Raw genomic sequence first — 20,670 nt, 5'->3', positions numbered from 1 at the left:
ACCCCTCTCGCGAAGGGTCCCGGCAGGGCCTACTCCCATTCGATGGTGCCCGGCGGCTTCGAGGTCACGTCGACGACGACGCGGTTGACGTCCCGCACCTCGTTGGTGATCCGGGTGGAGATCTTCGCCAGGACGTCGTACGGCAGGCGCGACCAGTCGGCGGTCATGGCGTCCTCGGAGGAGACCGGGCGCAGGACGATCGGGTGGCCGTAGGTGCGGCCGTCGCCCTGGACGCCGACGCTGCGGACGTCGGCGAGCAGGACCACCGGGCACTGCCAGATCTCGCGGTCGAGACCGGCGGCCGTCAGCTCCTCGCGGGCGATCGCGTCGGCTTCGCGGAGCAGGTCGAGACGGTCCTTGGTGACCTCGCCGACGATCCGGATGCCGAGGCCGGGGCCCGGGAACGGCTGACGCTGGACGATCTCCTCCGGCAGGCCGAGCTCCTGGCCGACCATGCGGACCTCGTCCTTGAAGAGCTTGCGCAGCGGCTCGATCAGCTGGAACTCGAGGTCCTCGGGGAGGCCGCCGACGTTGTGGTGCGACTTGATGTTCGCCGTGCCGGTGCCGCCGCCGGACTCGACCACGTCCGGGTAGAGCGTGCCCTGGACGAGGAAGGCGACCTCGGGGCCGTCGTCCGCGATGATCTCCGCCTGGGCCTGCTCGAAGACCCGGATGAACTCGCGGCCGATGATCTTCCGCTTCTCCTCGGGGTCCGAGACGCCCTTGAGGGCGGTGAGGAAGCGTTCCTCGGCGTCCACGACCTTCAGCTGGACGCCGGTCGCGGCCACGAAGTCCTTCTCGACCTGCTCGGTCTCGCCCTTGCGCATCAGCCCGTGGTCGACGTACACGCAGGTCAGCTGGGAGCCGATGGCCTTCTGCACGAGGGCGGCGGCGACCGCCGAGTCCACGCCGCCGGAGAGACCGCAGATCGCGCGCCGGTCGCCGACCTGCTCGCGGATGGCGGCGACCTGCTCGTCGATGACGTTGCCGGTCGTCCAGTCGGGGGTCAGGCCCGCGCCCCGGTACAGGAAGTGCTCCAGGACCTGCTGGCCGTGCGTGGAGTGCATCACCTCGGGGTGGTACTGGACCCCGTAGAGCTTCTTCTCGTCGTTCTCGAAGGCGGCGACCGGGACGACGTCCGTGGAGGCGCTGACGACGAAGCCCTCCGGGGCGGCGGAGCAGGCGTCACCGTGCGACATCCACACGGCCTGCTCGTCGGGGGTGCCCTCGAAGAGGGTGGAGGCGGGGCGGGAGACGTGCAGGCCGGTGCGGCCGTACTCACGGGCGCCGGTGTTGTCGACCGTGCCGCCGAGCGTCTGCGCCATCAGCTGGAAGCCGTAGCACATGCCGAAGACGGGGACGCCGGCCTCGAAGATCTTCCGGTCGAGACGGGGGGCGCCCTCCTCGTACACGGACGAGGGGCCGCCGGAGAGGACGATCGCCGCCGGCTTCTTGGCGAGCATCTCCTCGACCGGCATGGTGCTCGGCACGATCTCGCTGTAGACCCGCGCCTCGCGGACTCGGCGGGCGATGAGCTGGGCGTACTGCGCGCCGAAGTCGACGACCAGGACGGTGTCGGGGGCGGCGGCAGTAGGAGTCGCTGATGACACGGGGGCCTTCCGGCGGTGGGGCGGGGTCTCTGTGTAACCCGATTCTACCGAGGCGGGCGCGCGGCCGGACCCGGAGCCGGACGCACCATCGCGTCTCAGGATGCGAGCCGCCCCCGGGAACCGCTTTGGAGCTCGCCCGGCGACCCGGCATACTGGCCGCATGCTCGCGCACCCGACCTTCCTCTTTACCTATGGCAACCGGCCCACCGGCTGCCATGGTCGCGCTGCTTGAGCAATTGACGAGCGACTTCCCAGGCGCCCCGGGCCGACAAGGCCCGGGGCGCCTGTCGTTCTCCTCCCGGGTCCTGCCGCTCCGGGGCGCCGCCCCTCACCACAGGAGCCCCCATGACCCCCATCGACGTGACCGGCGCCCGCACCCCCGAGGCCGCCGACGTGATCACCGGCGCCCGTGAGCGCATCGACGCGCTCGACGACCGGATCATCGGTCTGATCCAGGAGCGGGCGGCCGTCTCCGCCGTCATCCAGGAGGCGCGGATCACCTCCGGCGGCCGACGGGTGAACCTCTCCCGCGAGATGGAGGTCCTCGGCCACTACCGGGACGCGCTGGGCAGGCCCGGCACCTCCCTGGCGATGACGCTGCTGGAGCTGTGCCGGGGCCGCGTCTGAGGTCGGGCGCCAGTTCGGTGCCCCTCTCACCCGTACGGGCGCGTGACCGCCTCCCGGACGGCTTCGTTGGTCCCGTTGTCCGTCCCAGCCAGGGGCGGGCCCGGAATGACCACGCGTGGCTCGCCGGGGCGATGAGGCGTACGGATCGTGCCGTGCGCCGTGGGACCTCGCTCCGGAGAAGTGACCGGACGGCAGGGGACAGCAGCCCGGTCACCCAAGAGAACGGCCGGCCCCGGGGACGCCCGGGGCCGAGCCGACCGGCGGAAAAATGCAAAAATGCACAAGGTCCGGGTCAAACGGTTGCGGGGGCAGCGGTCATCCAGCACGATGCGTAGCGAGCCCCGAAGAGCCTCCGATGGGGCCTCGAAGGGCCCCGAAGAGCCTTGAGTCCCCCCTGCGGCAGCCGCCTCGGGCGTGCTGCCCGTACTGCCGAAGGTCCGGGCAGGCGGCGCGACCCCCCGGCGCCGCCCACCCCCCAGGCACCGGCGCTGCCCTGACGCCGGTGCCGACGAGAGAGAAGGGCCCCGCGGATCCGTCCCGCGGGGCCCTTCGTCATGCTCGGGCCTTTCCTCGCGCCGCGGGCCCTCCGCCCTGCCGTGGTGGCTCGGCGGCGCTTATACGGGACCCCCCCCATGAAAGACGAATTCTTTTCGCCTGCTTTCACGGATCTTTCACTCGATAAACACATTCGGCCGCTTAAAGAACGCTTCTGGCCAAACAGCGTTCCGTGAACTTATGGCCAGTGCTTGTTCCCGTTAGATCACCCCATCCGCCCCACGCTCACCGGAACTTCCGAGGAGACCCACAGGGGGCGCACAGATAGGGGGGATCGCCAGTGGCGATCAAACGGAGGACGATCTTCGTCATAGGGGCGGCCACCGCGGCGCTTGCCGCGGGCACCACCGTCGTCCAGGCCTCGCTGACCGACAACATGTACCCGACCGGGAACTACTTCCACGCCTGCCTCGACGGCGAGATGGGCGACGGGTTCTGCCAGACGGACAACAAGACCCTCACCGTCTACCGGGAGGACAGTCTGACCGCGGCGGAGAAGAGCACCGTCTCCCGCGCGGTCCGGGACTACTACGGGCCGACCGACCTCGTCGTCCAGATCAAGTCCTCCGGCGTCTACCGGGGCGACTCCGAGACGGACGTCATCTACAAGTCGAAGAGGCTGCCGCGCGGCAAGATCGGCATCACCTGGTGCGACGACGCCGTCACCGCGAAGAAGTGCGACCAGCACTTCATCGTCTTCAACAAGGACCACTCGGGCATCGGCTCGGTCAACAAGTCGGACGCGTGCCACGAGACCGGGCATGCCGTCGGTCTGACGCACGGGCCCGACGCGAGCCCCCGGCTCGGCCTCTACGACGACCGCCTGGGCTGCATGTCCTACAACGACGTCTACCGGCTCGGCGCCAACAACAAAGAAAACATCAACGCGACCTACTGAGATCCGACCAGGGGGAATTCCGTGGCAATGAGCACCGGAAAGAAAATAACGGGAACCGTGCTGGGTGCCGCCGTGGCCGGCGTCCTGGCCGGATCGGCCGCGCTCGTCCCGTTGACGGACGACGCGCGCGCCACCGGGGCGCAACGGCACGGCGACGTGGTCCTCGGCGAGTCCAAGGACGCCGTCCCGTCCCGCACCGCGAGCGACTGGGTGTCGTACGGCGACCAGGCCGCCGTCGTCCACGTGGCCGCCGAGCACGAAGGGGCCGCCGACAGCGAGGAGGTGGCGGCCGGCGAGGGGTACCTGTCCCGGACGATCGACCTCCAGGTCAGGGAACGCGTGTGGTCGCGGTCCGGGGCGACGGCCCTGCCCGACTCGCTGTCGATCGTCGCGGACGGCTGGGAGTTCAAGGACGACGGCAAGCTGCGTGTGAGCTCGCAGGACGCGTCGCGCATGGAGGTCGGACACGACTACCTGGTCTCCTTCGCCCACTACTCGGACGGCGAGTGGTCGACGATCGGCACCGGCGCGATCCTGCCCTACGACAACGACGAGGTGGGCCAGGGCGAGTACCAGGGCTCGACGGTCACCGCGTCGGCCTACCGCTCGTCCATGGCGTCGCGCCTGGTCACGGGCGTGCCCGAGCCGATGACCTATCTGGCGGCGGGCAAGAACGCGGCGGGGGTCAAGAGCATGCTGACCACGGCGGTCCCCGACGCCACCGCCGCCCAGAACTACTCCCTGGACGCGGTCGCCCGGGCCCGGCTGGTCGCCAAGGCCGCGGCGGCGGCAGCGGCGGCGGCCGACACCTTCTGCCGGGTGGCGGCGCCGCTGGCGACCGACGCCGCCAGCACGTACACCGCGGGCGAGCTCTCGGACCTCTTGGGCGACCTGGCCGGGATGTCGGACGTGGCGGCGGACGGCACCGTGCTGCGCGCGTACGCGGCGCAGCTGCGCTCCGGCGACACGGCCACCTGGACCTCCAGCGCCATCCGCAGGACGGCGGCCACCCGGATCGGGCGTACCTGCACCATCGACGTCGGCGACCTCCTGCCGACCGACACGGGCGACGCCGAGTGACCGCCTCCCGGTGACCGGGCGGCCGCCTCCCCCGGCGGCCCGCCCACCCGCCGAGCCGTGGCCCGAGCGCTCGGGCCACGGCTCGGCCGCAGGCACTTCCCCCGGAGCCGGCGGGGCTCCCGCCGAACGAACGGGGCTCCCGTGGCGTCACAGTGCTGACCTTCCGACCGACACGAGGGGGAATCCCGTGGCCATGACCACCCGGACGAAGATCGCGGGGGCCGTGCTGGGCACGGTCGTCGCCGGTGCGCTCGCGTTCGTCCCGTTGACCGATGACGGTTCCGCGGCCGACGGCGGGGGCGGCAGCGGCGGCAGCCTCGCGGCCGGCCCGGCGGAGAAGGAGGCGGTGCCCTCGTTCACGGCGACGGACTGGGTGTCCTACGGGGACCAGGTCGCGGTGGTGCGGGTCACCGCCGAGCACGAGCTGCGCGAGCCGGACGAGGACGCGGACACCGACACCGCCGGCGCCGGCGCCGGTGAGGACTATCTCGCGCGGACCGTGGACCTCCAGGTGAAGGAACGGGTCTGGGCCCGTTCCGGCGCGCCGGCGCTGCCGTCCGCGCTGTCGTTCACCGCCGACGGATGGCAGGTGAAGGACGGCGCCAGGAAGGAGCTGGGCTCGCCGGACTCCTCACGGCTCGAGGTCGGCCACGAGTACGTGATCACGCTCGCCCGCTTCTCGGGTGGAGTCTGGGCGCCGCTCGGTTCCGGCGGGGTCCTCCCCTACGACCACGGCCGGGTCGGCGAGGGGGAGTTCCGGGGGGAGACGGTGACGTCCGACGCCTACCGCTCGGCCTGGGAGGCGCGCGCGGTGCCCGGGGACGAGGCTCCGGTGGCGTCGAGGACCGCGGGCAAGCCGTCCTCCGCCGTGCGCGAGGTGCTGCGCGGCGCGAGGCCCGACGCGACCGCCGCGCGGTACCCCGGCCTCGACCCGGTCGCCCGGTACCGCAAGGCCGCGGGCGGCGGGAGCGAGCCCGCCGAGACTTTCTGCTCCGTCGCCGCGCCCCTGGCGGTGTCCGAGGACAGCCGCTACACACCGCAGGAGCTCGCCGCCGTCCTCGGCGACCTCGCCGCGCTGGCCGGGCGGGACGCCGCCTCGCTGCGCGCGTACGCGGCGTCGCTCACGGCGGGTGACGAAACCCCGGCCGCGGTGGACGACGCGGCCCGCGCGGCCTCGGTGACCGGGATCGAGCGGGAGTGCGGGACGGACGTGGGAGAACTCCTCCCGACGGACGTGTGATGCACGCCACATAAAGATTGTGTGAGCTGGGTACAACTGTTCCCCCTCGTCACAGGTCACACCCTGCGAACCAAGGCCCACTCCCACACCCCCATGCGGAAGGCCTCTCCACCCCTATTGACGAGGTCTTTTTCCATGAAGCTTCGCCGCACGCTCGTCACCATGGCCGCGACGGCCGCCATGGTGCCGCTGGCCCTGCTGTCCGCGTCCACCGCCTTCGCGGAGGAGAGCGGTTCGCCGTCGGCCGGTTCCTCGGCCTCGGAGAGCACCTCCTCCTCGCCGTCCGGTTCGGGCGAGTCGAGCCCGTCGGGATCCGCCTCGGAGTCGCAGACCTCGTCCCCGTCGGCGTCGGGTTCGCAGAGCTCCAGCGCGTCCAGCTCCCCCACCGGCGGCTCGTCGCCGTCCGCCTCGGGCTCCGGCTCGGCCTCCGCGAGCCCGTCGGCGAGCGAGAGCGACGGCGGCTTCGACCCGGACCGGGACTGCAAGACCTTCGACGTGGACGAGAAGCTCACGACCGAGATCAAGGGTCTGCCGAGCAAGATCGTCGCCGGTTCCGGCTGGCACGACTTCACCTACGAGGTCGGCAACGACTCCGACGTCGACTTCAAGAACGTCTACATGGCCATGTTCGTGGACTACGCCGACGACACCGACGCCTGGCTGTCCGAGGGCCTCGCCGTCATCCAGGTGAAGGAGGACGGCAAGTGGACCGACGCGTACCAGGACTCCTACGAGGACGAGCACGGCAAGACGGTCAACATCACCGGCTCCTTCCTGGCCCAGCTCGACGAGCTGGAGGCGAACTCCTCCGCCTCGCTCGACCTGCGGGTGAAGGTCAAGTCGTCGGCCCCGGCGGGCTCCGCGCTGGCGCTGACCGACGCGCTGTACGTGGGTGACAAGGCGGACTGCCACTTCAACGGCGACTACTACGACGTCGAGATCCTCGCCGCCGGCAGCGACGCGAACGGTGTCGACGACGCCAAGCCGAACGGCGACAAGCCGACCGGGGACGTCAAGGCACAGGGCGGCGCCAAGCCGATCAGCGGGAGCCTCGCCGCGACCGGTTCCAGCTCCGCACTGCCGATGATCGGCCTCGTCGGCGGGGTCGCCGTGGTGGCCGGCGCCGGCGCGGTGTTCGCGGTCCGCCGCCGCTCGTCCGGCACGCACGCGTAACACCCGACAGACCAGCGAAGGGACCTGCGCTCGGAGGGGGGCGCAGGTCCCTTCGCCCTTTCCCGGCACGAACCGGCCGGGACGAGTCCTCACCCGGGACAGGTCCTCACCCCGGCAGAGGGCCCTGGCGCCCTGCCGGATACGGGCGCCCTACTGCTTCGGCGGCACGGCCGGCATGCCCAGGAACGGCAGGCGCAGCGCCCCGAACGCCTCCGCCGGGACCACCGGGCTGACGGGTTCCACCGGCTTCAGCCGCTCGTACGCCGCTCCCTGCGCCGGACGCGGATCCGTCTCGCCCTTGTTGGGCCAGTACGACATCGCGCGCTCGGCCTGGGCGGTGATGGTGAGCGACGGGTTCACCCCCAGGTTCGCCGAGACGGCGGCGCCGTCCACGACGGAGATGCCGGGGTGGCCGTAGAGGCGGTGGTACGGGTCGATGACGCCCGTCTCGCGCGAGTCGCCGATCGGGCAGCCGCCGAGGAAGTGCGCGGTGAGCGGGGTGCCCATCAGCTCGCCGACGTTGGAACCGGCGAAGCCGTTGATCTCGGCGGCGATCGCGGACGCGGCCCGGGAAGCGGCCCTGATCTGCTTGGGGTTGGGGGCGCCGTGGCCCTGGCGTGCCGTCAGCAGACCCCGGCCCACGCCCGCCGGCTTCAGATACGTCGTCAGCGAGTTGTCCAGGGACTGCATCACCAGCCCGATGATCGTCCGCTCCGACCAGCGGCGGTTGGAGAGCGAGCGCAGCACGAGCAGCGGGTGGCGGGCCGCGTTCGCGAGCCAGCCCGCGACGCGCGAGGAGCCCTCCGCGTACGGCACCTGGAGGATCGACAGGCCGCCCATCGAGTTGGAGCCCTTGCCGTAGCGGACCGGCTCGATGTGGGTGCTGTCGTCGGGATGGACGGAGGAGGTGATGGCGACCCCGCGGGTGAAGTCCACCTTGGCCGCGCCCGTCGCCCTGCGGTAGCGGCGGTCGTCGGTCTGGGCGCCGACCAGTGCCTCCGAGTTGGTCCGGGTCAGCTCGCCCAGCCGGTCGGACAGGTAGGGGAGCTGGCGGTTCGCCTTCATCCGGTGCAGCAGGGTCTGCGTGCCGTAGGTGCCCGCGGCGAGGACCACCCGGCGGGCCGTGAAGACCCGGCCCCGCGCCTTGCGGCGGTCGTCGGTGGGCAGCGTGGCGACCGCGTAGCCGCCCTGCGAGTCGTCCGTCACGGACACCACCGTCGTCAGCGGGTGCACGACCGCGCCCGCCTTCTCGGCGAGGTACAGGTAGTTCTCGTTCAGGGTGTTCTTCGCGCCGTGCCGGCAGCCGGTCATGCACTCGCCGCACTCGGTGCAGGCCTTGCGGGCCGGCCCCGCGCCCCCGAAGTAGGGGTCGTCGGCCTGCTCGCCCGGCTTCGCCCGCGCCGTGCCGTCGGCGTCCTTCCCGTCGCCGAAGAACACGCCGACCGGCGCCATGTGGAAGGTGTCGCCGACGCCCATCCGCTCCGCCGCCGCCTTGAGGTGGACGTCGGAGGGGGTCGTCGTCGGGTTGAGCCGTACGCCCAGCATGCGCCGCGCCTGGTCGTAGTACGGCGTCAGCTCCTCCTGCCAGTCGGTGATGTCACGCCACTGGGGGTCGTCGAAGAAGGGCTTCGGCGGCACGTACAGCGTGTTGGCGTAGTTGAGGGAGCCGCCGCCGACGCCCGCTCCGGCCAGCACCATGACGTTGCCCAGCAGGTGGATGCGCTGGATGCCGTACATGCCGAGCCTCGGCGCCCACAGGTAGTTCCTGAGGTCCCAGGAGTTCTTGGGCAGCGACTCACGGGCGAAGCGGCGGCCCGCCTCCAGGACGCCGACGCGGTAGCCCTTCTCCGTCAGGCGCAGGGCGGTCACCGAGCCGCCGAAGCCCGATCCGACGACGAGGACGTCGTAGTCGTAAGCGTCCTGGGGCACAGGCTCTCCTCGTTGAGAACGGGTGGGGTGGGACGGGTGGAGCGGGAGGGGTGGGCCGCGCGGTCTAGCGGAAGCGGAACGCCTTCATCAGGCGCAGGCTCCGGCTCATGAACTCCGCGTACTTCTCGTCGTCCATGCCCAGCGCGGGCGCCATCGGCAGCAGGCGCTGCTGGGCCACCGTCTGGGCCTCGGTGTACTTGAGGATGCCCTCGGAGCCGTGCCGGCGGCCCAGACCGGACTGCTTCATGCCGCCCATCGGCGACTGGACGCTGCCGTAGGCGGGCGCGTAGCCCTCGTTGACGTTCACCGTGCCGGTACGCAGCCGGGAGGCGACCTCCCTGCCGCGGCGGCCGTCCTTCGTCCAGACCGACGAGTTCAGACCGTACGGCGTGGAGTTGGCGAGCTCGACCGCCTCGTCGTCGGTCGTGAAACGGTAGATCGAGACGACCGGCCCGAAGGTCTCCTCGGTGCAGACGGACATGGGCTCCGTCACGCCGTCGAGGATCGTCGGCTCGAAGAAGTACGGGCCGACGTCCGGGCGGGCGACCCCGCCCGCGACGAGCCGGGCGCCCTTGGCGACGGCCTCCTCCACGTGCCGGGTCACGGTCTCCAGCTGGCGCTCGCCCACCAGCGAGCCCATGTCCGCGCCGTAGGCCAGGGCGGTGCCGAGCCGCATGGCCCTGGTGCGGGCGGCGAAACGCTCCAGGAAGGCGTCCGCGACCGACTCGTGGACGTACAGCCGCTCGATGGAGATGCAGAGCTGGCCCGCCGAGGAGAAGCAGGCCCGGACGGCCCCGGCGGCGGCCTTCTCGATGTCCGCGTCCTCGAGCACCAGCATGGCGTTCTTGCCGCCGAGTTCGAGGGAGACGCCGACGAGCCGGGCGGCGGCGCCCTGCGCGACCTCGCGGCCGGTGCGGGTGGAGCCGGTGAAGGAGACGTAGTCGGCGTGCCGCACGACCTCCGGGCCGATGACGGGGCCCTCACCGAGGACGACCTGGAAGACGTCGGCGGGCAGGCCGGCCTCGACCAGCAGGTCGCGGGCCCACAGGGCGGTCAGGCAGGTCTCGGTGTCCGGCTTCATCACCACCGCGTTGCCCGCCACGAACGCGGGCAGCGCGTCCCCCACCGACAGCTCCAGCGGGTAGTTCCAGGGCGCTATCTGCCCCACGACCCCGCGCGGGTGGCGCAGTTCGGTGACCTTCGTCAGCGTCGGCATGGCGCCCGCGTGCCGCTTGGGGCGCAGGTAGGAGGGGGCCTTGCGGCCGTAGTGCCGGGCGGCGACGGCCACCGCCTGCACCTCCTCGTGGGCGTGCAGTCGGGCCTTGCCGGTCTCCAGCTGGATCAGGTCGAGCACCTCGGCCTGCCGCTCCAGGACCAGGTCGTGGAAGCGGAGCAGGACTGCGGCGCGTTCGCGCACCGGCGTCCGCTCCCACACCGCCTGCGCCCTGCGGGCCGCCTCGAAGGCCTTGAGCACGTCGTCGGGGGTGGACTCGGGCAGGTCGGCCAGCTTCTCGCCGGTGAAGGGCGTGTGGTTGGCCGTACGGCCGGAGCCGGTCACGCCCTTGGTGAGCTGGGCGACCAGCTCGGGGGTGACCACGTCCGCCGCCGTACGCACGCCGAGGGGCGTGGGGGCGAGGGGGTTGGTACCGGTCGTGGTCGTCCCACTGATCTCGGTGCCGGTCTTTTCCGGGGCCTGCGAGTCCGTCATGAGGCGCAGGGTATGACGTGCGGAGGACTTTGGGTACCCGCCGGTAATACCGTTTCACCGACCGCACACATGCTGCCAGCGTTCACTGGCAACAAACCTGCTGATCAGGACGTTGCCCCGGTCGTTCACCCGATCTCCAGGCGGTCGCGCGCCCCGTCGGACACCGCGGTGTCCGGCCGGGCGCCGGACACGCCGAGGGGCTCCGCCGCCCGCCGCAGGACCGCACCGGCCCGCGCCGTGGCCGGCGGGCCCCCGGCCACGGCCGCCAGGGTCGCGGCCACCTCCTCGGGGGCGGGCCGCCGCACCGGGTCGCGCACCAGGAGCCGTCCGAGGAGCGGGCCGAGCGGACCGGCCCGCTCCGGCTCCGGCGGGTCGGCGGCGACGACCGCCGCACGCGTCGACTCCGCCGTCGCACGGCGGAACGGGGACCGTCCCTCGACGGCCGTGTACAGCAGGACACCGAGGGACCACAGGTCACAGGCGGGCCCCGCGGCCCGCCCGGACAGCCGCTCGGGCGCGGTGAACTCCGGCGATCCGGCGAGCGCACCACCGCCGGCCCACCCCTCCTCACCCCCGACGGAGGCCCCGCCGAAGTCGGTGACGACGACCCGGCCGCGGGGGTGCGACCGCCCGGCGGGGTCCGAAGCAGGGGCCGGGGCCAGGAGGACGTTCGTGGGTTTCAGGTCCCGGTGGAGGATGCCGACGGCGTGGGCGGCACGCAGGGCGTCCAGGACGGCGGCGCCGACCCGGGCGGCCTCGGCGGGGTCGAGCGGGCCGCGCTCCAGCACCTCGCGCAGGGACTCCCCGCGGACCAGCTCCATGACCGTCCAGGGAAGCGCGCCCTCGGCGGCCGCGCCGGGTCCGCCTTCCACCACCACGTCGTGGACGGCGACGGCGCTGGGGTGGCGCACCCGGGCGGCGGCCCGCGCCTCGCGGTACAGGCGGTGGGCGGTCCTGCGCCGGAAACCGCCCCGCGGGCCGCCCGGCAGCCGGGGTTCCCGGACGGCGACCTCGCGTCCCGTGACCTCGTCACGGGCCCGCCAGACGGTGCCCGTCACGCCGGAGCCGATCCGGTCCAGCAGCCGGTAACGCCCGCCCACCGTACGGCCGTCCGCGCCGCCGGGATCCCCGTCGTTGCTCATGCCCCATGACTACCACGATCCCCCGGCCCCTCACCCGCTCAGGACGAACCGTCCCACCGACCGCCGCCGCACCCGCACCGCGCCCGCACCGCCGAAGTGCGCGGGGATCACCAACTCCCCTTGCTCCGCCGCGCGTTCGAGCACGCGGGTCCGGCTGGCGGCGGCCCCGGCGGGATCGAGGCAGAAGCAACTGCTGCACCCGGGCCGCTGCCGCGCGCAGCCGGCCTGGGGGGTGTCTGGCGCCGCCCGCTTCAGAGCTTGTCGATCTTCAGGTTGGCGATGGCGACGCGGGCCACCTCGCGGCCCCGGTCGGTGAAGTCGCCCTTGCCCGGGTAGCCGATCAGCAGCTTGTACATGTCACCGCCGGTGGACCGGTAGTAGAGGATCCTCAGCTCGCGCGGGGCGGGCTCCCGGGAGTCGTCGGTGGTGTACACGACCGTGTTCCCGGCCGCCTTGCGCCCCTGGAAGGTCTCGTCGCCGTCCGTCCGGGTCCTCGGCGCCTTGGGCATGTTCAGTTCGTAGCTGCCGGACTCCTTGAAGTCGCCGTCGTCGGCGTACATCTCGGCGGCCGCGGAGGCCTTGATCTCGTGGCCGGTGTCCGTCGCCCTGCGGAGCACCTCCAGGACGACCGAGACCGCGCCGCTCGGATCGGTGTAGCTCACCCGGAGTCCGTCCGCCGGCTTCTCCGGCACGCCGCGCACATAGCTCGCCGGCACCGCCAGCGTCGCGGTGACGTTCTTCTCGTGCTTCGTCTTCCAGCCGTCCGGCAGCGGGCCCGCGAACGGGTCGGCGACCACCAGGTACGCCGTCACCGCCGCGGCGACGACGGCCGCGCCGAGCCCGGTCCACGCCGCGCGGCCGAACCGCCGCCGGGTACGGGCGACCGCCGGGTGCCGCACCTCCTCGGTGGGCCGCGGCGCGGGCGGGTTCGCGGCCGCCTCCAGCAGGGCCCGCACCCGCGCGGCGGGCGGACGGCGCGCCGGGTCCTTCTCCAGCAGGCCGTCGACGGCCTCGGCGAGGGGGCCCCGGGCGGCGGCCGGCGGCGCGGGCACCGCGTTGAGCACGGACTGGAGCGTGGCCGGGGTGTTGCTGCGTCGGAACGGCGACACGCCCTCCGTCGCCGCGTACAGGACGACGCCCAGCGACCAGAGGTCGGCGGCCGGCCCCGGCCGCTGCCCGAGCACGCGCTCGGGGGCGATGTACTCCGGCGAGCCGACGATGCCGCCGGTGTCGGTCAGATTGGTCTCGCCCTCGATCCGGGCGATGCCGAAGTCGGTGAGCACGATGCGCTCGTGGCGGCCGAGGAGGATGTTGTCGGGCTTCACGTCCCGGTGCAGGATGCCCGCCGCGTGCGCCGCCTCCAGCGCGCCGAGCACCTCCAGGCCGACCCGGGCCGCCTCGCGGGCGTCGAGCGTGCCCTCCTGGAGGGCGTCGCCGAGCGAGCGTCCGTGGACCAGCTCCATCACGATCCAGGGCCGGCCGTCGACGACCGCCACGTCGTGCACGTTCACGACGGCCGGATGGTCGAGGCGGGCCGCGGCCCGGGCCTCGCGGCGCATCCGCTCGAACAGGTTGGCCTGTTCGCGTTCGGGAAGGTGGTCCGGGACCCGGGGTTCCTTGACGGCGACCTCGCGGTCCATCGTCTCGTCCTTGGCCCGCCACACCGTGCCCATGCCGCCGTGCCCGAGCCTGCCGAGCAGCCGGTACCGCCCCGCGACGAGCCGCCCGACACCGGGTTCCTGCGGCCCGGCCTGCGACTGCGGCGACTGCGGCGACTGCGGCGACTGCGGCGACTGCGGCACGGACGACGGTGGCTGCGGGTGTGGATGCGGCTGCGCGTGCGGCGACAGCGGGTGCGGCCGGTCCGGCGGCTGCGCCTGGGGGTGCGCTTGGGACTGGGGGTGGGCTTGCGACTGCGGCTGGGGCCGGGGGTGCGACTGGGGGTGCTGTTCCGGCAGGGCCGACTGCGGCCGATCCGACCGGGGCCGGTCCGGCCGCGGTGGCTCCGGCGGCCGCGGTCCGTCCGACCGCGGTCCGTCCGGCCGCGGCGACTGGTTCGGCGGCTGCGGCGGTTGCAGAACAAAACTCGTCGTCTCGTCGGCCTCGTGACCGGCGCCCCCGTGGTGGCTCATGCCTCCATGGATATCGCGCCCGGCAGGCCGGATTCCACCGGTGACGCGTACCGGTCACAGACCCGTGACGCGTGATGTTCCTTATCGCCCTTTTAGGTCGATACGGTGAACGTGTCGACCGCGACGTCGAAGTACTCGCGCGCCTCCCGCACCTTCCCGACCGGCGCCGACACCCACACGTCGTACAGCAGGCCGCCCTCCTCCCAGCACAGGTCGTAGGTGTGCCGGGGCCCCTCGGTGGCGCTGAAGCCGTTCCAGGTGAACTCCCAGAGCGCGGCGGGGTGTCCGCGGTGACCGGTCTGCGTGACGCGGCCGTCGTGGTACCCGGGGTTGCTGTCCGGGCCGTCGGCCGCCGCGCGCCGCATCACGGCCGACGGGCCGCCGGGCTGCCGGGGCGAGACCTTGATGCCGAGCCGGAAGACCTGCCCGGGGGACAGATAGAAGACCCGCTCGCCCTGCGGCAGCCGCGTGAAGTCCTCCGGCACGGCGAGCGCGAACCCGGCCGGGTCCCGCGCCACCCGGTAGCCGGACGGGGCGGTGGGCGTGCCGGGACGGCCGTCGGAGGCGGGGGACGCGGAGCCGCCCGGGACGGCGGCGGTGGGCCCCGCCGACCGGGACCCGGTGGCGGAACCGGACGGGGAGCGGGAGCCCGAGGACGCCCCGGCCGAGGTGGTCGCGGGGCCGCTCACCGGGGCGCCCGGGGCCGAACTCGTGGGCGTGCGGCCGCCGTCGCCGTCGCCCTTCATCAGCAGCGCCGCGGCCGAGATGCCCGCCCCCGCCATCGCGGCGACCAGCAGCGCGGCCACGAGCACACCCCGCGTGGAACGCTCCCGGGCCGCGGTTTCGGGCCGCGGGCGGGGCACATCGGCCTGGGTCGGCGTATATCCCGACGACACCGGTGGCGGCGTGCGCCCGGTCTCCAGGTAGGCGCGCAGCAGCCGCTCCGCCTCCGCGGCACCCAGCCGCCGGTCCGGATCGCGCTCCAGCAGCCCCCGCACGACGGGCAGCAGCGGCGCGGCCTGCTCGGGCGTCCTGATCTCCGCGAAGACGACGGCGTGCAGGATCCCGCCGAGCGAGTCGCGGCGGAAGGGGGACTCGCCGCTCAGCGCCGTGCACAGCAGCGCGCCCAGCGACCACAGGTCGGACTCCGCGCCGGTCCGCGCCCCCGACATCCGTTCCGGCGCGGTGTACTCGGGCGAGCCGACGAACGACCCGGTCTCGGTGAGCGTGGTGGCGCCCGCGACCTGCGCGATGCCGAAGTCGGTGAGGACGACCCGGCCGCCGGCGCTGTCGAGCAGGACGTTGGCGGGCTTGATGTCGCGGTGCAGCACCCCTGCGGCGTGGGCCGCGCGCAGGGCGCCCAGCAGGGCGATGCCGATCCGGGCGACCTCCTCGGGCTCGATCGGACCCCGCTCGGCGATCCGGTCGGCGAGCGAGCCGCCGTCGATCAGCTCCATGACGATGCAGGGGCGTTCGCCGTCCTCGACGACGTCGTGCACGACGATGATGTGCGGGTGGCTGAGCTGGGCGACCGCCCGGGCCTCGCGCAGCGTCCGGTCGCGGCGTCCGCGTGCCTCCTCGGCGGAGAGCGTGTCGTCCTGGGTCAGCTCCTTGACGGCGACACGCCGTCCCAGCAGCTGATCGGTGGCTCCCCACACGATCCCCATGCCGCCGCGCCCGAGCCTCGCGTCCAGCCGGTAACGGCCCGCGATGACCCGTGCGCCGTCCCGGCCCCCCTCGGTCCCCATGGGCACATCATGCCCCACCGGACGCCACGCCTCCGGGGCGCCGTCCGGCCAACTCGCGCGACCGGCCCGCCGAAAGCAGGCCATCGGCGCGCCCCGGCGCGCGGACCCTACGCGGTCGGCTCGCGCCAGCTCCGCAGGACGGACCGGAACTGTTCGGCCGCCGTGGCCCAGTCCTCGGCGGGCGAGGACATGTAGATCACGTACTCGCTGCCGTCGCGGGCCACGTACGTCTCCTCGATCGCGCGCCGCGGCCCGGGGAAGTCCGTGTCCTTGGCCAGCGCGGTCCAGGTGTACTCCCACTCGGAGCCGGCGCGGTCCCGGTAGACGTTCTTCTCCAGGGTGACCCGTCGGTAGTCGACCAGCCGCTGGAGCTGCTGCTCCAGGTCGACCTGGTGCGCGTACGGGTCGCCGAAGTCGGGGGACTTGTCGAGGGCGATGCGGACGAAGTGCTCGCCGCCGTCGGGCGTGTAGTCGATCTGCTTGAGGTCGCCGTCGTCCTGGAACACGACACGCTCCCAGCCCTTCGGCAGGGAGAGCCCGAAGCCCAGGGGGTCGTCCACCGTCTGCCAGGAGTCCTCCCCGCCGGGGGTGGACGACCCGTCCGGGGTGTTCGAGGGACTCGACGAGGCGGACGACGAGCCGGACCCGCCGTCCGCGCGGCGCCCCTCGTCCCACTTCTGCCATGCCACCGCCGTACCCCCGCCGACCAGCGCGGCGAGGACGATCACAAGGGCGAGCAGACGCCGCCGGCGGGGCCGGGCGGGCGGTGCGGCCGGGCCCACGTTCGTCGGTCCCACGGCGGTCGCCCCCGTCACGGGGTGGCCGGTCGCGGGAGGGCCGGGCACCGGGTGGCCGGCCGTGGGACGGCCCGGTACGGGCGTCGCCGCGTCCGGTGCCATCGGCACGTAGGAGGTCCCCGGGGTGGGGGACGACAGGGGGTGCGCCACGGCGTGGTGGTCCCCGGTGGCCCGGTCGGGCCCGCCGAACTGCGTCGGCACGTACGCCTGCGCCGCGCCGGGACGCCGTCCGTCGGCCGCCTCGGCGAGGAGCTGTTCGGCCTCGGCGGTGTCGGGCCGGGCAGCGGGGTCCTTGCGCAGCAGGGCGGCGATGACGGGGCCGAGGGGGCCCGCGTGCCGGGGTTCGGCGGCCTCCTCCTCGACGACGGCCTGGAGCGTGGTCAGCGGCGAGGTGCGGCGGAACGGCGAGCGGCCCTCGACCGCCGTGTACAGCGTCGCGCCCAGCGCCCACAGGTCGGAGGAGGGGCCGGGGTCGTGGCCGCGCACCCGCTCGGGAGCCAGGTAGTCGACGGAACCGACGACCTCGCCCGTCCGGGTGATGGTGCTGTCGCCCTCGATCTGGGCGATGCCGAAGTCGGTGAGGAGGACACGTCCGTCGTCGGAGAGGAGCACGTTGCCCGGTTTGACGTCACGGTGCAGCACACCGGCGGAGTGCGCGGCCCGCAGGGCGCGCAGCACCCACAGCCCGACCCGGGCCGCCTCGGTGGGCTCGACCCGCCCGTCCTCCTTGACGGCGTCGGCCAGCGAGCGGCCCTCGACCAGTTCCATCACGATCCACGGACGGCCGTCGTGCTCCAGCACGTCGTGCACGGTGACCACGGCCGAGTGGTTGATCCGGGCGGCCGCACGGGCCTCCGCCCTGGTGCGCGCCAGCAGAACGGCCTGGTCACTCTCCGCGACATAGAGCGCGGCCGTCAACTCCTTGATGGCGACGGCCCGGTGGAGCAACTCGTCGTGCGCACGCCACACCCGGCCCATACCGCCGCTCCCGATGGCGTCGGCGAGCCGGTAACGACCCGCCAGGAGCAGGCCCTGCATCTGATTCACGTTGCCCCGCAATGCTCTTGACAGGGTCAGCGTAAAGACCGGGGTGCCTCCGGGGAACCGGCGGGGCCCTACGGAGACAGCACTGTGACGGTTGTCGCTTCCACGACCGGACGGGAACAGGACGGTAACCGGACGGGGCCGGTGCCGACCGGACGGCGACCGGTCGGTATCCGTTGCGACCGGTCGCGACGGACGGGACCGTCCGGACGCTCAGCCGGTGTACTGGTAGGTGGCCGACGCCTGCTCGAACAGCCGGGTGACCTCGTCCCGCTCGGCCTCCGGACCCCTCACCTGCACGACGTGGTACCGCCCCGCGATGAGGATCGCGACGTTGCGGACGAACAGCTCACGGCCGCCCGCGCCCGTCCAGGTGAACTGCCCCTCGGCCATGGTCCGCGCGCCCACCGTCGTCGTCCGCAGCCCGGAGGCGGTCGCCCAACTGGAGTCCCGGTACGGCTGGAGCTCGCTCTCTTTTTCCCGCTGGTAGACCATCGGGTCGCTGCCGTTCGCCGAGGCGGTGTCGCGCCCGGGCACGACGATCAGCTCGAAGTCCCCGTGTGCGTAGACGACCTGGCCGCGCCCGTTCTTCGGCGAGCGGTCCCAGCCGTTGGCCACGGCGACCTTGAAGCCGGCCTCGTCGGCCCGGACGGTGAACCCGTCGGCGACGCCCGCCCCGGACCCCCCGGTCTGCGTCTGGGTGGCCTCGGCCCCCGAGGACGCGGACGCCGAGGAACCGGCGCCGGGCGAGGTCTGGTCGGGCCGCGGCTCGCTGCTCGCGTCGGGCGCCTGCCCGTCCGGCGCACCGGTGGCCCCGGTCCGCCGCGAGCCGTCGCTCCCCGCCGCGTCACCCTCGCCCGCCTTCGGCATGAACATCAGGGCGTACGCGATCGCCGCGGCCAGCACCAGCAGGATCAGCACCAGCAGGGTGCGGCCCAGGCTGCGGGGCGAACGGCCCGTCTCCGCGCGGCCGCGCTTGTGCCGCCCGTGCGTCGCGGGCAGCCCGGCACGCCGTCTGCGCACCAGTTCGCCCCTGCGGCGGACGATCGGCAGGCGGCGCGGGTCGGTCGGGGGCGCGGCGACGACGTACGTCCCGGCCTCCGGTTCCGGCGCGGACCGCACCAGCGAGCGCAGCCAGCCGCGCAGTTCCTCGAAGTCCAGCCGCTCGGTGGGGTCCTGGCGCAGCAGCGACTCCACGACCGGCCGCAGCGGTCCGCACTCCTCGGCGAACGCGGGCGGCTCGGCGCAGACCAGCTGCACCAGTTCGGCCGTCGACTCCTCCGGGTAGGGCGCGTGCCCCTGGACGGCCCTGAAGAGCAGCGCGCCCAGCGCCCACAGATCGGTCGCGGGACCGATCGGCGCGGCCATCTGCCAGTTCTCGTGCACCGGGCCGGCCTGTTCGGGCGCCCAGCGTTCGGTGACCGGCCCGACCACCGCCATCCGCGCCTGACGCGCCCGCTCGGCGGCCAGCGCGGTGGCGGGTCCGCGCCGGACGGCGTGCCCCTCGCCCCCGTTCGCCGGCTCGCCTCCCCAGCGGACCCCGCCCCGCCCGTCGTCCGGCGGCGTCCGTCCCGGCCCCGGTGCGTGTCCCTGGGCGGGCCCCTGTCCCTGGACGGGGATGTGCGCCCCGGGGACGGGGGTGAGCGAGGCGTGCGAGCCCGGAGCGGGGGTCTGCTGCGAGCCGCCGGGACCGGGCCCCGCGGCGTAGGCCTGGCCGGACGGTCCCTGCCCGTAGCCGGGCGGCCCCGGCGCCGGTGCGCCCGAGACGCCGTAGGGGTCGGCGATCTGTCCGGGGGGAACGGCGAGCTGCCCGGAGGGGTCGCCGCCCGGGGTCCCGTCGGCGCCGTCCGCGGGGGTGCGGGCGCCGGGCAGGGCCGCGCGGCCGTTCTGCTGGGCCTCCTGCACCCGGGCGGCCGCCCGCGCACCGGCACGGTAGGCGGCGATCGCACCGGCGCGCGCGGCACGGATGTCCCCACCGCTCTCCACGGGCGCCCTGCGGGCCACCGCCCCGCCGCCGGCGGACGGTTCACCCGCCGCGGCGGGCAGCGCACCCGGCCCCCGTGCCTCGATGGCGGCCCGTCGGGCGGCCTCCGGATCGACCGCGCCGCCCGGGGCCCCGGTCCCGGCGGACCCGGCGCCGACGGCACCTCCGAACCCACCGAACCCGCCGGTCCCGCCGGCCCCACCTGTTCTTCCGGCAGCGTCGAAGCCGTGCGGCGCGCCGCGGCCGGCGGATCCGCCGTCCCCGCCGGATCCCGGTCCCACCGCGCCCCGGGCGCCCGCCGGACCCGGCGCCCGCGTGCCCGCCGCCGTGTCCTGCGCGGGGACCGGGTCGTACCCGCACAGCGCCTCTTCCGCCGCGCCGACCGCGAGGCCCGTCAGCATGACCCGCCCGTCGTCGCAGACGAGGACCGTGCGCGCGGTGATGTTGCGGTGCACCCAGCCATGGGCGTGCAGCACCCGCAGTGCCATGAGCACGTCGGAGGCGACCTCGGCGGCGCGGTACGGCGTCAGGGGTTTCTCGGCGAGCAGGGCCGCCAGCGGCCGCGCGGCCACCAGTTCACTCACTATCCACAGCGAACCGCCCTCGGCGAACACGTCGAAGACCTGGTCGAGCCGCGGGTGGTCCGGGATGCTCGCCGTGGCCTGGGCCGCCTCCATCGCCCGCCGCACGACGGGGTCGGCGGGCCGGCGGGTCCCCGCGCCCGGGCCGGAGCCCCGGGTCCCCGGCCGCCGCGCCCCGCGTTCGCGGGCCTGGAAGCCGTCGGGCAGTCCCTCGGCGTCGAGCACCTCGGCCTCGACGACCTCCGGCAACGGGACCTGACGGACCAGCACTTCCTGACCGCTGTAGGTGTCGAAGGCCCGCGTCTCGGTGAGTTCGTACTCGTCCGACGGCGGCAGGGGCAGGCGGTAGCGGTCGACGAGTACCCGACCCGCATAGTCGTCCACGATGCCTCCCCCGGCCGCCCGGTCGGTCAATTCCGTTC

The 20,670-nt window shown here is 73.8% G+C and carries 14 protein-coding genes and 1 pseudogene; 5 read left to right on the top strand and 10 right to left on the bottom strand.

Annotation, left to right across the window (positions count from 1 at the left end):
- Positions 1–29: 29 nt before the first annotated feature.
- The gene (gene guaA / locus Saso_RS22390) at positions 30–1,610 is read right to left on the bottom strand and encodes a glutamine-hydrolyzing GMP synthase (protein ID WP_189925141.1); all 1,581 of its coding nucleotides are present in this window, start codon (positions 1,608–1,610) and stop codon (positions 30–32) included.
- A gap of 345 nt (positions 1,611–1,955) precedes the next feature.
- Here guaA and Saso_RS22385 point away from each other — a divergent pair, with 345 nt between their 5' ends.
- The 4 genes from Saso_RS22385 to Saso_RS22370 all read left to right on the top strand — a co-directional run bounded on the left by Saso_RS22385 (position 1,956) and on the right by Saso_RS22370 (position 6,010).
- Positions 1,956–2,237, top strand: a complete 282-nt coding sequence (locus Saso_RS22385) for a chorismate mutase (RefSeq protein ID WP_189925142.1) — start codon at positions 1,956–1,958, stop codon at positions 2,235–2,237.
- A gap of 835 nt (positions 2,238–3,072) precedes the next feature.
- Positions 3,073–3,690, top strand: a complete 618-nt coding sequence (locus Saso_RS22380) for a zinc metalloprotease (RefSeq protein ID WP_229901419.1) — start codon at positions 3,073–3,075, stop codon at positions 3,688–3,690.
- A gap of 27 nt (positions 3,691–3,717) precedes the next feature.
- Complete coding sequence (locus Saso_RS38805) at positions 3,718–4,770, top strand: hypothetical protein (protein WP_268253233.1); 1,053 nt, start codon at positions 3,718–3,720, stop codon at positions 4,768–4,770.
- Between the two features lie 193 nt (positions 4,771–4,963).
- Positions 4,964–6,010: a hypothetical protein gene (locus Saso_RS22370; protein WP_189925144.1), complete on the top strand. Its 1,047-nt coding sequence runs from the start codon at positions 4,964–4,966 to the stop codon at positions 6,008–6,010.
- Between the two features lie 56 nt (positions 6,011–6,066).
- Here Saso_RS22370 and Saso_RS38360 read toward each other — a convergent pair whose 3' ends face one another.
- The gene (locus Saso_RS38360; protein WP_229901420.1) at positions 6,067–6,522 is read right to left on the bottom strand and encodes a hypothetical protein; all 456 of its coding nucleotides are present in this window, start codon (positions 6,520–6,522) and stop codon (positions 6,067–6,069) included.
- On the opposite strand from Saso_RS38360, the gene Saso_RS22365 reads away from it, so the two are divergent.
- Positions 6,506–7,183, top strand: coding sequence for an LAETG motif-containing sortase-dependent surface protein (locus tag Saso_RS22365; protein ID WP_229901421.1), 678 nt, complete (start codon positions 6,506–6,508; stop codon positions 7,181–7,183). The genes Saso_RS38360 and Saso_RS22365 overlap by 17 nt on opposite strands.
- 150 nt (positions 7,184–7,333) lie before the next feature.
- On the opposite strand, the gene Saso_RS22360 is transcribed toward Saso_RS22365, so the two are convergent.
- The 8 genes and pseudogenes from Saso_RS22360 to Saso_RS22330 all read right to left on the bottom strand — a co-directional run bounded on the left by Saso_RS22360 (position 7,334) and on the right by Saso_RS22330 (position 20,632).
- Entirely contained in the window at positions 7,334–9,112 is a 1,779-nt protein-coding gene (locus Saso_RS22360; RefSeq protein WP_189925148.1) for a GMC oxidoreductase, read from the bottom strand.
- Between the two features lie 64 nt (positions 9,113–9,176).
- Positions 9,177–10,820, bottom strand: a complete 1,644-nt coding sequence (locus Saso_RS22355; RefSeq protein ID WP_189925150.1) for a succinic semialdehyde dehydrogenase — start codon at positions 10,818–10,820, stop codon at positions 9,177–9,179.
- 125 nt (positions 10,821–10,945) lie between these two features.
- A complete protein-coding gene (locus Saso_RS22350) occupies positions 10,946–11,962 on the bottom strand; it encodes a serine/threonine-protein kinase (RefSeq protein WP_189925152.1) in 1,017 nt (338 codons plus the stop codon).
- A gap of 30 nt (positions 11,963–11,992) precedes the next feature.
- A pseudogene (locus tag Saso_RS38355) lies at positions 11,993–12,166 on the bottom strand (MBL fold metallo-hydrolase); the annotation flags it as partial.
- A 47-nt stretch (positions 12,167–12,213) separates the two neighbouring features.
- A complete protein-coding gene (locus Saso_RS22345; protein WP_229901422.1) occupies positions 12,214–14,094 on the bottom strand; it encodes a serine/threonine-protein kinase in 1,881 nt (626 codons plus the stop codon).
- Positions 14,095–14,186: 92 nt separating this feature from the next.
- Positions 14,187–15,842 carry a serine/threonine-protein kinase gene (locus Saso_RS22340; RefSeq protein ID WP_189925154.1) on the bottom strand — a complete coding sequence of 552 codons (1,656 nt, stop codon included), beginning with the start codon at positions 15,840–15,842 and terminating at the stop codon, positions 14,187–14,189.
- Between the two features lie 107 nt (positions 15,843–15,949).
- Positions 15,950–17,677 carry a serine/threonine-protein kinase gene (locus tag Saso_RS22335; protein ID WP_189925156.1) on the bottom strand — a complete coding sequence of 576 codons (1,728 nt, stop codon included), beginning with the start codon at positions 17,675–17,677 and terminating at the stop codon, positions 15,950–15,952.
- Positions 17,678–17,896: 219 nt separating this feature from the next.
- The gene (locus Saso_RS22330; protein WP_189925159.1) at positions 17,897–20,632 is read right to left on the bottom strand and encodes a protein kinase; all 2,736 of its coding nucleotides are present in this window, start codon (positions 20,630–20,632) and stop codon (positions 17,897–17,899) included.
- Between the last annotated feature and the right edge of the window lie 38 nt (positions 20,633–20,670).

It is taken from the genome of Streptomyces asoensis (assembly GCF_016860545.1).
Lineage (GTDB): Bacteria > Actinomycetota > Actinomycetes > Streptomycetales > Streptomycetaceae > Streptomyces > Streptomyces asoensis.
This window is presented reverse-complemented; position numbering and strand designations above follow the sequence as displayed.

Excerpts from the sequence above, each read along its gene's own strand:
- Saso_RS22340 (WP_189925154.1), bottom strand. The coding sequence starts at position 15,842 with ATGGGGACCGAGGGGGGCCGGGACGGCGCACGGGTCATCGCGGGCCGT.
- Saso_RS38805 (WP_268253233.1), top strand. The coding sequence starts at position 3,718 with ATGAGCACCGGAAAGAAAATAACGGGAACCGTGCTGGGTGCCGCCGTG.
- Saso_RS22385 (WP_189925142.1), top strand. The coding sequence starts at position 1,956 with ATGACCCCCATCGACGTGACCGGCGCCCGCACCCCCGAGGCCGCCGAC.
- Saso_RS22355 (WP_189925150.1), bottom strand. The coding sequence starts at position 10,820 with ATGACGGACTCGCAGGCCCCGGAAAAGACCGGCACCGAGATCAGTGGG.
- Saso_RS22345 (WP_229901422.1), bottom strand. The coding sequence starts at position 14,094 with ATGAGCCACCACGGGGGCGCCGGTCACGAGGCCGACGAGACGACGAGT.
- Saso_RS22350 (WP_189925152.1), bottom strand. The coding sequence starts at position 11,962 with ATGAGCAACGACGGGGATCCCGGCGGCGCGGACGGCCGTACGGTGGGC.
- Saso_RS22335 (WP_189925156.1), bottom strand. The coding sequence starts at position 17,677 with ATGCAGGGCCTGCTCCTGGCGGGTCGTTACCGGCTCGCCGACGCCATC.
- Saso_RS22370 (WP_189925144.1), top strand. The coding sequence starts at position 4,964 with ATGACCACCCGGACGAAGATCGCGGGGGCCGTGCTGGGCACGGTCGTC.